This window comes from Pseudomonas syringae group sp. J309-1, from assembly GCF_032582135.1.
Classification (GTDB): Bacteria; Pseudomonadota; Gammaproteobacteria; order Pseudomonadales; family Pseudomonadaceae; genus Aquipseudomonas; species Aquipseudomonas quasicaspiana.
Map to the genome: position 1 here is coordinate 1 of NZ_JAWHNU010000058.1, position 13263 is coordinate 13263.

A 13263-nucleotide genomic window follows, 5' to 3' on the forward strand; every position below is an offset into this window, starting at 1 on the left:
CGCGATAAAGGCAACTCGGTTCCACTGCAAAATCGCGGCGTCTGCATCGCGGGCAAGCCCGGCTCCCACAGGAGAAAGCGCTCGCCTGTCAAAGCAACGCTAGCCGCGACAGCTGACTTCAGAGAAGCTATCTCGCTGCCAGCACACAACCCTGTGGGAGCTGGGCTTGCCCGGTATTAAATCAGTTCTGCCCACCCTCATCGCGCTCATCCACCAACCCCCAATCCGACACGTTCACGCTGGAGGTACCGACAGGAGCGCTCGGCGCGGCGGTGGGGTTGGCCGTCACGCCTTCACCATGCAGCTTGAGGCGCAGGCGGAGGTTGTTCTGGGAATCGGCGTATTTGAGCGCTTCCTCTTCGCTGATCACACCAGCTGCGGCCAGATCGAACAGCGCGCTGTCGAAGGTCTGCATACCGAGATTTCCGGACTTTTCCATGATGCCTTTGAGTTCAGTCAACTCATTGCGCTGAATCAGGTCGCGAATGGTCGGCGTGCCCATCATGACTTCCACGGCCGCCCTGCGGTTGCCATCCAGAGTCTTGACCAGACGCTGGGAAACGAACGCTTTGAGGTTGTTGCCAAGGTCCTGCAGCAGTTGCTGGCGTCGTTCTTCCGGGAAGAAGTTGATAATCCGGTCCAGCGCCTGATTGGCGTTGTTGGCGTGCAGTGTGGAAAGGCACAAGTGTCCGGTATCGGCGAAGTCCAGCGCATGTTCCATGGTTTCCCGATCGCGGATTTCACCGATCAGGATGACATCCGGGGCCTGACGCAGGGTGTTTTTCAATGCAGCACGAAAACTGCGGGTATCAACCCCGACCTCGCGCTGGTTGACGATCGACTTCTTGTGCCGGTGAATGAATTCCACCGGGTCTTCAATGGTAATGATGTGCCCGCTGGCATTGCGGTTGCGGTGATCGATCAGCGCCGCCAGTGAGGTGGATTTGCCTGAACCGGTCGCGCCCACAAACAGCACCAGGCCATGCTTCTCCATGATCACGTCGAGCAGCACCGGAGGAAGGTGCAGGTCTTCGAAGCGCGGGATATCCAGCTTGATGTTTCGCGCCACGATCGATACTTCGTTGCGCTGCATGAAGATATTGATACGGAAACGCCCGATCCCTGCCATGGACACCGCGAGGTTCATCTCAAGATCTCGATGGAAATCCCGCTTCTGCTCGGCATCCATCAACCCGTCGGCAACCAGAGCCACCTGACCAGGCTTGAGGGACTCAGTGCCCAACGGCTTGAGCACGCCATTGAACTTGGCGCAGGGCGGTGCCCCAGTAGAAAGATAAAGGTCCGATCCATCCTGACTGGCCAGAGTCTTCAACAACGCCGGGAAATCCATAAGCAACACCGCACAAATGATTTGACTGAAAGAGGCCGCCTCTCGTGCGACGTTCAACCGGATCACGATCCGGGATGAGTGCGCATAGCTTGGCGGTAGAACACCTCGGTACGCAATGATTGATCAGGCTGCTTGTGCAACAGAGCGCGTATTTTTTGTCATTAGGGGCAGTACCTGGAAACAAGGTCTGCCTGCTGTGTGATAATAGCCGCCGTTTTTTCTTCAGGCCCCTGCCCCATGAAAGCCCAAGCACGCCACATTCTGGTGAAAACCGCCGAAGAGGCCGAACAACTCAAACAGCGCATCGCCAAGGGCGAAGCATTTGATGTGTTGGCCAAGAAGCACTCGACCTGCCCCTCGGGCAAACGCGGTGGCGACCTGGGCGAAGTCCGCCCTGGGCAGATGGTGGGCGCGATTGATCAGGTGATCTTCAAAAAGCCGCTGCGCACGGTGCATGGCCCGATCAAGAGCAAGTTTGGTTATCACCTGGTTCAGGTGTTTTATCGGGATTGAGTTTTTTTAAATCCTCACAAGCATCAGGACAGAAATGCTTTCCTGTGGGAGCCGAGCTTGCTCGCGATAAGGGCGCTGCATTTATCAGGCAGGTTCGCGTCCAGCTTTATCGCGAGCAGCTCGGCTCCCACAGGTTGCACAAGACGCGACAGCGGAATCACCTACAACCCCGGCATCACACTCCTGGGAATCAAAGCCCCCGGATGCTGAATCACCACACTCGCCAGACGATGTCCGGCTTCGGCGGCCTGCACCGGGCTGCCGCCTCGCAGGCGCATTGACAGATAAGCCGCACTGAACGAATCACCCGCCGCCGTGCTGTCGATCACTCGCTCAACACGTCGAGCAGGAATTTCAAAGCGTTCACCGCCCGACTCAACAAGACAGCTCTGCGAGCCTCGCTTGACGACGACTTCGCTGATGCCCAGTTCGCGGTAGGCGCTCAACAATTGCTCGCTGTCGGTATAGCCAAACAGTGCCTGCTCGTCGTCCTCGGTAAGCAACGCCACGTCGACGTGGGCCAGACACGCACGATACGCCTCGCGTGCCTGTTCACCCGATGCCCAGAGACGTGGCCGGTAATTGTTGTCGAAGGCCACCCTGGCACCTGAAGCACGCGCTTGAGCCAGCGCTGAGAACAGACGTTGCCGCCCCTGCTCGCCCAGCACCGCCAAAGTGATCCCGCTCAGGTAAAGAAGGTCATAGTCCGGCAATGCCCCAAGAATCTTTTCAGCGTCCGGAGTGTTGAAACAGTCACGCACCGCAGCTTCGTTGCGCCAATACAGGAATCGACGCTCGCCACTGGCGTCAGTCTGAATGCAGTACAACCCTGGTAACCGCCCAGACAGACGCTGCACCTTGCTCAGCCCAATGCCCTCCTGCGCCCAGCCTTGGCACATTGCATCACTGAAACTGTCATCGCCCAGCGCGGTGACATAATCCACCTGTGCGCTGCTGCCCAATTGGCGGGTCATATAAACCGCCGTGTTGAGCGTATCGCCGCCGAAGCTCTGTTGCAGTGCGCCGCTGGCATGCTGTTGCAGCTCGATCATGCATTCGCCGATCAGGGCGATCCGTGGGTGACTATGGCTGATCAGCTCACTCATTGAGTGCGACTCCCGAACTAGAAATACGTGTCGAAACTTTCAATGACTTGCAGGTTTTCATCCACCAGACAGCCACTGCGCCACTTGTCGAACGTCAGGCACGGGTGGGAGGAACCAAACGCAATGATGTCGCCGACTTTCAGCTCACATCCCGGCGCGACGGTCATGAATGCGTGTTGATCCATCACGGCTGTCACCTTGCAGGCGCTGACGTCCACGCCTTGCGCCGGTACAACACCGGGCTTGTAGCAGAGCAATGGACTTGGCAAGCCCGCGTCATAGGCAACATCGCGTTTGCCCATGGCAATCACGGCGAAGCCAGGCTCTGGCATCGATTGCACGTGAGCCCAGACTTCCATTGCCGGGCGCAGGCCTTCGTCCAAATCAGCACGGCGATCCAGTACGCAGCATTGCGCGTCCTTATAGATGCCGTGGTCATGCACGACATAGCTGCCGGGACGCAAAACACCGAGGAATCGCTCACGCACCTGACGCTCGTCGAAAGCTTCGGCGATCAAGTCGTACCAGGCCGAACCCGACGCTGTGACGATGGGCCGCTCCAGCGCAAATGCTCCACGATCCTGCAGATCCACCGCCAGACGCACCAGCGAGGCCGCGAAAGCACGAATGCCGCTTTCAGCCTGATCGCCGTGAATCACGCCTTCGTAGCCTTCAATGCCTGTTAGCGCCAGGGCCGGTTGTGCGGCGATCGCCTCGGCCAGTTCTAGGACTTGTTGCTCGGTACGGCAACCGCAACGCCCCCCCACTACGCCGTATTCGATCATCACGTTCAGGCGCAAACCGCGGGCCGCAAAAAATTCGCCCAGTGCCGCCACGTTATCCGGATGGTCGACCATGCAATGGAAGTCGAACATAGAGTCCGCGAGCATCTCGGCGATCAACGCCATGTTTGCAGTGCCGACCAATTGGTTGGCCATCAAGACCCGACGAACCCCGTGTGCATAGGCAGCCCGGGTCTGAACCGCCGTAGCCAGCGTCAGCCCCCAGGCGCCCTCTTCCAGTTGCCGCCGAAACAGCGCCGGAACCATGCTGGTTTTGCCGTGGGGCGCCAGTTCAGCGCCGCTGTTAGTGACGAACGCCTGCATCCACCGGATGTTGTGATCCAGCGCCTGACGATGGATCACCAGCGCGGGCAAACTTACATCACGCACCAGATGATCGCCTGGAGCGGCGGCGCCCTTTTCTACAGCTGCAATAGTCATGGTGGTCTCCCGGATATTAATCATTGATGCGAGCCGCTAGCCCGTTGGCACTCTCGATCAGCACTCTGCGGTAGTCGGCGTAGTGTTTTTTTGCATCGGCTCGCGGAGCAACGATGCACAGCGTTGCAATGCACACGCCATGTTCGTCTTTGACCGGAGCAGCGAAGCAATGGGTGAAAGTGTCCGCAACGCTGTCGAAGGAAAAGAAGCCTTCCTCACCCGCCTTGCGGATTTCGTCAAGGAAGGTCTCAATCGGCAGAAGTTGACCGTCGGGCAACACGAAGTCGTCGGCATCGATCAGGTCGACGATTTCCTGATCGCTCAGGTGGCACAGGAGCAAACGCCCGGAAGCCGTCCACGGAATCGGCGCGTTTTCGCCGATGTTGGAGGAAATGCGGAAGTGTCGCTCACCCTCTTTCATTAACGCGACGGTGTACTTGCGGCCATTGAGCAGACACATCTGCGCGGTTTCGCGGGTCTGGCTGACGATATCGCCCAGGCAGACTTGCGCCTCGCGGGTGAAGTCGAAATGACGCAAGTGAGCCTGACCGAGAAAGTACAACTGACGCCCCAGGTAGACATGCCCATCCTTGCCCACGGACTCCAGGATGCGTCGCTCCAGCAGCGAACCGACCAGTTCATAAACCGTCGATTTGGGGCCGCCGATACCGTTGGCGATCTCGTTGGGGCGCATGGGCTTGCCCTGCTCCTTGAGAAAGTCGAGAATATCGAACGCCCGATCGAGCCCGCGGGCCCGGCGTTTGATGGTGTCTTCGGTCATGTCTGGAAACCCTTGCGTACTTATGTAGGAGCTGCCGAAGGCTGCGAAGCGTTCACCCTGACACCGCCATCGCAGCCTTCGGCAGCTCCTACCCATTCAATATTTGCCGCGAGATAGCGCGGTGCCATGGACACCGGGATAGCTCCTATAGATCAGGCCTTTTTCTTGTACGCCACGCAGTCAATCTCGATCTTGCAGTCAACCATCATGCTTGCCTGCACGCAGGCACGCGCCGGGGCATGTTCGGGTGTGAAGTATTCACCGAACACTTTGTTGAAACTCCAGAAATCCCGCGGATCTTCAAGCCAGACGCCAACCCGGACCACATCTTCAAGACCATAGCCCGCTTCAGTGAGGATCGCGACCAGGTTTTGCAGGGTCTTGTGCGTCTGCTCAACGATGCCGCCTACAATGATTTCGCCGTTTTCTGCGGGCACCTGGCCCGACACATGGAGCCAGCCGTCGGCTTCAACAGCACGAGCAAAAGGACGCGGCTGCCCGCCCCCAGCGACGCTACCTGCGCCATAACGAGTGATGCTCATGAAGGTCTCCTGTAAAAAATACAATCCGAATTAAACCGAATCCTGTAGGAGCTCAGCGAGGTTACGAGGCCAGCGATCAAGGTATGTCTGACACACCGTCATCGCTGGCCTCGTAACCTCGCTGAGCTCCTACAGGGACTGCGTTTTAATGCAAATAAAGTCGTTGGTCTTTCCGCTATATCGGAACACAATCTGAAATAGCGGAAATATGTTTTGAGTGTGCCACAGCACTGGATGGAAAAAAACCAACGAGTATCATCAGTGACGGTCTGTTTGATGACATGCCTGGAAATACACTACGGAGATCCAATGGCTACAGCAGAACATCCCCACACATTAGCGCTGGAAACTTTCCTGTCTCAGCATCCTGAATTGCAGCAGGAACTGGAAAAGCTCAACCCACTGGCCGCGCAGGCTGCTGGTCTGACACGTGAGCAATACCGCGAAGAGTGTTTGCATGAGGCCTTCGAGGCCGAGGCTGAACGCCAGGGTCTGTTTGCCTGGGAGCTGACATTGCAACTGACCGCTGCCAACCCTGAGGAATATCAAAGCCAGCGGCGTGAGGTCCATAAGGAAGTGGCGCAGATGGCCGGTATGGACTGGTTGGAATATTGCGAGTTGAACAAGCTGGAACCTTGAACCTGATCAGCGCGATGTGACCGTTCGTCGCCATCAAGGGCACTCTTGCGAGGGCGTGGCTGACCAATATCAGGTAACGCTCATAAATTGGAGACGTACCATGATGAAGTCAAAGACGACTAACTTTTTGCTCGCAGGCCTGCTTTCACTTTCGTTTGGTTCCGCATTTGCAGCTTCCTCGAGCACAGGTCCGGTAAAACCTGAAACTGGCGGAGTTCAAACCGGCTCGGCAGTGCCGCCTGGTACTCACCCAGCACCGGCGTCGGGCAGCACTAAAAGCGCTGACGCAAATGGTCGAGCCACAGGTTCAGGCGCAGGCAAGTCAACTGATGGCGGCACCACTGGCAGTGCTGTTGGCAAAACTGGCGGTCCTGGCAAGAACGGCCCTAACGGCACCGGTGGCGGTGCTGCTGGCTCCCCCGATAATTGATCGGTGCGAGCACGAAAAAGCCCGGCTATTGAAGCCGGGCTTTTTTTGCGCTGCACGTCGGGTCAATACTTACAAACAAGTCGCCAGCGCAGCTCCGCGACGCTCAGTCGCAAGATTTGAAGACGGCGCGTAATACTGAATCGCACTTGCACCGCCTTGAGGCTGCACATCCACGAAGAACTCCGCGCCCGTGTTGTAAACGGTGAAGCCCTTTTCACTGGATTGCATGAAAGCATCGGCTTCAGCCCCCATCAGAGCTTCGTCCTGCCAGGAATACTCAATGCACTGCGCAACCACCGCCGCAGTTTTCTGACTCGAATACGTCTTGTAAGGGCCAACAGCCCGCGCCTGATTGGATGGCGAGGTGCAACCTGCCAAAACCGTCAGAGCGACTGCCGAAATCAGAAGTTTCATGACATTCCTTGAACGCGAAAAAGCGGATTCTACACCGCCCGGCAAAGCGCATGAACAAGACATGCGCCCCGCCCTTGGTTTTCACGCTTCGGTTAGCTGCTCCTCGTACTCCTTGACGTACTTGCCAGCCAGGGATTCTTTCTGCTTCTCGTCGAGTAGCTTGCCTGCCATCTGAAAGAACTTCTGCTCTTCTTCTTTCAGGTGATGGTGAACCTTCTCGGACAGCTTCTTGGCAGTAGCCAGCCAAGCGGGACTGGACATCTCGGTCTCATCCAGTGTTTCCATCATCTCGTCCATCTCGTGATGCTCCGAGATCGCGTGGCGACTCAGGTCCACGCCGTTATCGTGTTCCATCAGCGGGATATAAAAGAAGCGCTCTTCGGCGGTTTCATGGGCCTGAAGTTCAGCCTTCAGCTGTTTGTAGGCTTCAACACGCTCAGCGTTATCACCGCTGGTCTTGACCAGAATGTCGGCATAGTTACGCTGACGGTCATGGCTTTCTCTCAAGGCTTCAAAAATATTCACGGGCTGTACTCCAGGGACAGCTTCCGAATGTGGAAGCGATGGTTACTAGACATCTTCGGGAAAGCGGCAGTTCAGTCTTTGAGCATTGCAAATTCGCTGTTTGCGCTCTGCGTCCTCTAGCCGTTCACTTGCCGGTGTACCCGGTACGCCGCCTCGCGAACAAGTTCGCTCCTACCCGCAGTGCGCGCGATGGATGATTAATCCGGCTTGCCATACAACTGCCACTCACTCTATGCGACAATGCGCGCCAAATTCGGCATGAATCCCGCATTCATTTCCAGTCATCCGACTCTTTACGTCGCAGATGCTGGCTAGATATGGCCCAAAGAATGGCCTCGGCCCGTGATAAAAATCGCCAGGGCAAAGACGGAAACGGGCATCAAATCGGTACCGGCTGCACCCAGCCAACTCCAAGTTATTGAAAGGTAAGGTAATTGATCTCCACAGCGAATATCACCATGCAGTTCGGCGCCAAACCCTTGTTCGAGAACGTCTCGGTCAAGTTTGGTGCCGGTAACCGTTACGGCCTCATCGGCGCCAACGGCTGCGGTAAATCCACCTTCATGAAGATCCTGGGCGGCGATCTGGAGCCTTCTGGTGGGCAAGTGATGCTCGAGCCGAATGTGCGTCTGGGTAAATTGCGTCAGGACCAGTTCGCCTACGAAGAATTTACCGTGATCGATACCGTGATCATGGGCCACGAAGAGCTGTGGAAGGTCAAGGCAGAGCGTGACCGCATCTACTCGATGCCGGAAATGACCGAAGAAGACGGCATGGCTGTCGCCGAACTGGAAACCGAATTCGCGGAAATGGACGGCTATACCGCCGAATCCCGTGCCGGTGAATTGCTGCTGGGTCTGGGTATCGGAATCGAGCAGCACAACGGCCCGATGAGCGAAGTTTCGCCGGGCTGGAAACTGCGCGTGCTGCTGGCTCAGGCACTGTTCTCCGATCCTGAAGTGCTGTTGCTCGACGAACCGACCAACCACCTGGACATCAACACCATTCGCTGGCTGGAAAACATCCTGACCCAGCGTAACAGCCTGATGATCATCATCTCTCACGACCGTCACTTCCTGAACAGCGTGTGCACCCACATGGCTGACCTGGATTACGGCGAGCTGCGTCTGTTCCCGGGCAACTACGACGAGTACATGACCGTGGCGACCCAGTCCCGCGAGCAACTGCTGTCAGACAACGCCAAGAAGAAAGCACAGATTTCCGAGTTGCAATCGTTCGTCAGCCGCTTCTCGGCGAACGCCTCGAAAGCCAAGCAGGCCACCTCCCGCGCCAAGGCAATCGACAAGATCCAGCTGGCCGAAGTCAAGCCTTCGAGCCGTGTCAGCCCGTTCATTCGTTTCGAACAAACCAAGAAGCTGCACCGTCAGGCGGTCATCGTCGAGCGCATGGCTAAAGGCTTCGACGGCAAGCCTCTGTTCAAGGACTTCAGCTTCCAGGTTGAAGCTGGCGAACGCGTGGCGATCATCGGCCCGAACGGTATCGGCAAGACCACCCTGCTTCGCACCCTGGTCAGCGAGCTGACTCCGGACGCCGGTAGCATCAAGTGGACCGACGCGGCAGAACTGGGTTACTACGCTCAGGATCACGCTCACGACTTCGAAAACGATGTCACGCTGTTTGACTGGATGGGCCAGTGGACTCAGGGCGAGCAGATGATCCGCGGGACCTTGGGGCGCATGCTGTTCTCCAACGACGAGATCCAGAAGTCGGTGAAGGTGATTTCCGGTGGTGAGCAAGGCCGCATGCTGTTCGGCAAGCTGATCCTGCAAAAGCCAAACGTGCTGATCATGGACGAACCGACCAACCACCTGGACATGGAATCCATTGAAGCGCTGAACCTGGCGCTGGAAAACTATCCGGGCACGCTGATCTTCGTCAGCCATGACCGTGAGTTCGTTTCCTCACTGGCCACCCGCATCATCGAGCTGAGCCCGGACGGCGTAACCGACTTCAGCGGCACCTACGATGACTACCTGCGTAGCCAGGGTGTGGTGTTCTGATAAGGCTGCTTAATTTCTGAGCTTGCGAAACCGGTAGGAGCCAACTTGTTGGCGAGGTGGATTGTCAGGCAGCAAGGCTGTTACTGGAATAGCGCTTCGCGAACAAGTTCGCTCCTACCGGGATAGCACTACAGTTCCGAGGGCTTGCACACAGCCTCAAAACGCAAAAAGCCCGGTCAATCTGACCGGGCTTTTTTATTTCCAGCTCTGCTCTACTTGATCTGCAGCACTTCAATCCACAACGCGCCTTTGCCCGACTCTGCTTCGCTGACGCGCTTCAGTGCGCCTTTGTCGCCTACCCCGTAAACGCCCACCTTGTCGGCTTTTTCACCGGTTACCAGTAACCACTTGCCGTTTGGCGAGAAAGCAATGTTACGTGGCTGTTTCTCTTCCACCGGGTAGTTATCGAGAAAGGTCAGTGCACCGGTTGCACCATCGACCGCGAAGGCCGATACCGAACTGGTGGTGCGCTCAGTCATGAGCAGCAGCTTGCCGTCTGGCGACAAGCGCAGATCAGCCGCCCAGATGCGTGGCGTCGGGTCATCCTTCAGGTCGTTGTTGCTCGCATCCCGCACTTCACCATGGGCCAGTTTCAGACGCTCTGGAATGCCGCTGGCCTGGGCGACTTGAGTCAGTGCGCCGGTCTTGTCGTCAATGGAAAACGCAGTGACGGTGCCGCTCATCTCACCGTCGACAAACAGAAACTTGCCGTCGCTGGAGAACGCCAGATGCCGCGGGCCGGTTTTCGCGGGAACGCTGACAAAACCAGTGCCTATCGGAGCGAGCGCTCCGGTCTTGTCGTCCAGTCGGTATTGCAGCACGTGATCAGCACCGAGGTTGCCGGCGTAAGCAAAGCGGTTGCTCGGATCGGTTCGGACCGAGTGGGCATGCGGGCCGGTTCTGTAGGTCTGAATTTTTTCGTCAGGCTTTTTCGCTTCGTCGATGGCCTGCACGGTAATGGCATCAGCCCCATAAGAAGCCCCCATCAGGAAGCGGCCGCTGCGATCAGTCGACAGATAAGCCAGACTTTCAGCCAGCGGGCCCCGGGACAGTTCAGTCAAGTGCCCGTTTTTGGGGTCAATGCTGAAGCCCACTACCTGAAAAGGTTTGACCCGCAACGCGGCGTACAACACTTTCCCGTCCGGACTGATGGCCATTGGATTGACCATGTCTCCAGCCTTGGTCTGCTCCACCAGGTTCAGCTTCCCGCTGGCTTCATCCAGACTGTATTGGGAAATCATTCCGTCGACAGGGCTGGAGATATAAGCGAATGTTGACGCATTGGCATTCATGCTTAATCCGCAGATAACGGCCGCAGCCATGAGAAGAGGTTTGCTCACAGGAGGATCCTTTGTTTTTATGATTGTGGTCAGTCATCCTATGACCACCTGAGAGTTCCAGCAATTACTGTTTTACAAATTGTTGCGCCTTTACATCGTTAGCATGCTTTCATTTGTTTGCGTGCAAGGCCATGATGTGGTCACTCCCTACCGCCTGCCAGCGAAAGAGCCCAATGTCTGCTGCCTCCCCGCCGCCCGTTGCACAGCCCAGTTCCATGACGATCACCCTGCAAATCGTTTCAGTGGTTTTCTACACCTTCGTTGCCTTCCTCTGTATCGGCTTGCCGATCGCGGTGTTGCCCGGTTATGTGCATGATCAGCTAGGCTTCAGCGCAGTCGTTGCGGGCCTTGTGATCGGCTCCCAATACCTGGCCACCCTGCTCAGCCGCCCAACGGCAGGCAAGATATGCGACACCATCGGCACCAAGCTCGCCGTGGTGTACGGCATGTCCGGTATCGCGATCAGCGGCGTTTTGACCCTGGCCGCAGCGCTGCTCGAACACCTGCCTGAAGTCAGCCTGACTATTCTGATCGTCTCCCGGCTGTTCCTGGGGGTCTCGCAAGGCCTGATCGGCGTGGGCAGCATCAGCTGGTGCATCGGCAAGGTGGGTCCGGAGCATACGGCACGGGCGATTTCCTGGAACGGTATCGCCTCCTACGGCGCCATCGCCATCGGCGCGCCGTTGGGCTACCTCATGAGCCATGAGCTGGGCTTCTTCACCCTGGGTATCGCGCTGACGGTGATGGCCTCCCTGTCATTGCTGGTCATTCGTAAACAAACGGCGCCCCCCGTGATCAAGGGCGAGCGGCTGCCCTTCTGGTCGGTGTTTGGCCGGATTGCACCTTACGGGCTGAGTCTGACCCTGGCGTCGATTGGCTACGGCACAATGACTACGTTTATCACCCTGTTTTATGTCAGCCGCGGATGGGAAGGTGCAGCCTGGTGTCTGAGTGTATTCGGTGTGTGCTTCATCGCCGCGCGGCTGTTGTTCATCGGCGCGATCAATCGACTCGGCGGCTTCACCTCGGCCATCCTATGTATGGGCGTCGAAACTCTGGGACTGGTACTGCTCTGGGTCTCGCCCAACACGACATTCGCCTTGACCGGTGCCGGTCTGACCGGTCTCGGGCTATCGCTGGTTTATCCCGCGCTGGGCGTCGAAGCGATCAAGCAAGTGCCGTCCAGCAGCCGTAGCGCCGGGCTGAGTGCTTACGCTGTGTTCTTTGATCTGGCGCTGGCCATCGCCGGGCCCATCATGGGCGCGATTGCTTTGGGACTGGGTTATTCGTGGATTTTCTTCTTCGCTTCACTGCTTTCAATTGGCGGGCTGGGCCTGACGGTACTGCTGTCGCGCCGCGCGCAGGTCAGGGTCAGCGGGGCGTAAAAAAGATGAACTGGGGCATCACGCACCAGTCCGATCTACATACCCCGTTTATAGGAGCATCCGCGTGCCCCCTGACCCAGCTGGCGTAAGCGCCGACATCATGGACATGAGTGATATTCCCGATATTCATCGCTTGCGCGTGCTCACGGTGAATACCCACAAAGGCTTCACTGCGCTCAATCGACGTTTCATCCTCCCCGAACTACGCGAAGCCGTGCGCAGCACCAGTGCTGATCTGGTGTTTCTTCAGGAAGTGCTGGGTAGCCATGAGCGCCACGCGTCGCGACACGCTGACTGGCCAGAAACGTCACATTACGAGTTCCTCGCTGACAGTATGTGGAGCGACTTCGCTTACGGTCGCAACGCGGTGTACCCCGACGGTCACCATGGCAACGCCATACTCTCGAAATACCCGATCCTGCAGCATCGCAATCTGGATATTTCCATCACCGGTCCCGAGCGCCGAGGCCTGCTGCACTGCGTGTTGCAAGTGCCCGGCCACGATGAAGTCCATGCGATCTGCGTGCACCTGAGTCTTCTGGAAAGTCATCGGCAGTTGCAGCTCGACCTGCTGTGCAAGTTGTTGGATTCCCTGCCCAGTCATGCGCCGGTGATCATCGCGGGGGATTTCAATGATTGGCAATTGCGCGGCAACAAGCGCCTTGCCCGCTGTGAGTATCTGCACGAAGTGTTCGAACGTCATCACGGCGCGCTGGCCAAATCCTATCCCGCACGCTTCCCGATGCTACGTCTGGACCGGGTTTACCTGCGCAATGCCAGCAGTCATGAGCCGCGGATTCTAGGTAACAAGCCCTGGACGCACCTCTCTGACCATCTTCCCTTAGCGGTTGAAGTGCATCTGTAACTGCGAACGTCTGAAAATAGGTTGTAGCGCAGCCAGCAAATAACTCTGTGAGAGCTGGGCTTGCCCGCGATATGGGCAACTAGGTTCACCTGCAACACCGCAGCGTCTGCATCGCGGGCAAGCCCGGC

Annotated in this window: 14 protein-coding genes; 6 read left to right on the forward strand and 8 right to left on the reverse strand. The window is 57.4% G+C overall.

The genetic code is table 11. From position 1 onward, the window contains the following. Positions 1-181: 181 nt before the first annotated feature. The gene (locus tag RX972_RS23980; protein WP_316879202.1) at positions 182-1351 is read right to left on the reverse strand and encodes a PilT/PilU family type 4a pilus ATPase; all 1170 of its coding nucleotides are present in this window, start codon (positions 1349-1351) and stop codon (positions 182-184) included. Positions 1352-1588: 237 nt separating this feature from the next. Here RX972_RS23980 and RX972_RS23985 point away from each other — a divergent pair, with 237 nt between their 5' ends. Further along, the gene (locus RX972_RS23985) at positions 1589-1864 is read left to right on the forward strand and encodes a peptidylprolyl isomerase (protein ID WP_017133756.1); all 276 of its coding nucleotides are present in this window, start codon (positions 1589-1591) and stop codon (positions 1862-1864) included. 161 nt (positions 1865-2025) lie between these two features. On the opposite strand, the gene RX972_RS23990 is transcribed toward RX972_RS23985, so the two are convergent. The 4 genes from RX972_RS23990 to RX972_RS24005 form a co-directional block, all read right to left on the reverse strand. Then, the gene (locus tag RX972_RS23990; protein WP_231677577.1) at positions 2026-2970 is read right to left on the reverse strand and encodes a sugar kinase; all 945 of its coding nucleotides are present in this window, start codon (positions 2968-2970) and stop codon (positions 2026-2028) included. Positions 2971-2987: 17 nt separating this feature from the next. Further along, a complete protein-coding gene (locus tag RX972_RS23995; protein WP_316879209.1) occupies positions 2988-4193 on the reverse strand; it encodes an amino acid deaminase in 1206 nt (401 codons plus the stop codon). Between the two features lie 16 nt (positions 4194-4209). Further along, complete coding sequence (locus RX972_RS24000; RefSeq protein ID WP_122395651.1) at positions 4210-4974, reverse strand: IclR family transcriptional regulator; 765 nt, start codon at positions 4972-4974, stop codon at positions 4210-4212. 152 nt (positions 4975-5126) lie between these two features. Beyond that, the gene (locus tag RX972_RS24005; RefSeq protein WP_316879212.1) at positions 5127-5516 is read right to left on the reverse strand and encodes a RidA family protein; all 390 of its coding nucleotides are present in this window, start codon (positions 5514-5516) and stop codon (positions 5127-5129) included. Positions 5517-5825: 309 nt separating this feature from the next. On the opposite strand from RX972_RS24005, the gene RX972_RS24010 reads away from it, so the two are divergent. Both RX972_RS24010 and RX972_RS24015 read left to right on the forward strand, forming a co-directional pair. After that, positions 5826-6155 (forward strand): DUF6388 family protein, encoded by a 330-nt coding sequence (locus tag RX972_RS24010; RefSeq protein ID WP_231677574.1) that lies wholly within the window; start codon positions 5826-5828, stop codon positions 6153-6155. A 100-nt stretch (positions 6156-6255) separates the two neighbouring features. Next, on the forward strand, positions 6256-6585 hold the full coding sequence (locus RX972_RS24015; RefSeq protein WP_049826835.1) for a hypothetical protein: 330 nt from the start codon (positions 6256-6258) through the stop codon (positions 6583-6585). Positions 6586-6654: 69 nt separating this feature from the next. Here the strand turns inward: RX972_RS24015 and RX972_RS24020 are convergent, their stop codons facing one another. Both RX972_RS24020 and RX972_RS24025 read right to left on the reverse strand, forming a co-directional pair. Next, positions 6655-6999, reverse strand: a complete 345-nt coding sequence (locus tag RX972_RS24020) for a 2-oxoacid ferredoxin oxidoreductase (protein ID WP_122396966.1) — start codon at positions 6997-6999, stop codon at positions 6655-6657. Positions 7000-7080: 81 nt separating this feature from the next. Then, entirely contained in the window at positions 7081-7524 is a 444-nt protein-coding gene (locus RX972_RS24025; protein WP_099268926.1) for a hemerythrin domain-containing protein, read from the reverse strand. Between the two features lie 434 nt (positions 7525-7958). On the opposite strand from RX972_RS24025, the gene RX972_RS24030 reads away from it, so the two are divergent. Then, complete coding sequence (locus tag RX972_RS24030; RefSeq protein ID WP_099268846.1) at positions 7959-9545, forward strand: ABC-F family ATPase; 1587 nt, start codon at positions 7959-7961, stop codon at positions 9543-9545. Positions 9546-9757: 212 nt separating this feature from the next. On the opposite strand, the gene RX972_RS24035 is transcribed toward RX972_RS24030, so the two are convergent. Next, positions 9758-10885: a lactonase family protein gene (locus RX972_RS24035; RefSeq protein ID WP_316879219.1), complete on the reverse strand. Its 1128-nt coding sequence runs from the start codon at positions 10883-10885 to the stop codon at positions 9758-9760. A gap of 173 nt (positions 10886-11058) precedes the next feature. Here RX972_RS24035 and RX972_RS24040 point away from each other — a divergent pair, with 173 nt between their 5' ends. Together RX972_RS24040 and RX972_RS24045 are read left to right on the forward strand one after the other, a co-directional pair. Beyond that, complete coding sequence (locus tag RX972_RS24040; protein ID WP_231677571.1) at positions 11059-12270, forward strand: MFS transporter; 1212 nt, start codon at positions 11059-11061, stop codon at positions 12268-12270. Positions 12271-12376: 106 nt separating this feature from the next. Further along, on the forward strand, positions 12377-13135 hold the full coding sequence (locus tag RX972_RS24045) for an endonuclease/exonuclease/phosphatase family protein (protein ID WP_049827046.1): 759 nt from the start codon (positions 12377-12379) through the stop codon (positions 13133-13135). Positions 13136-13263: the final 128 nt, after the last annotated feature.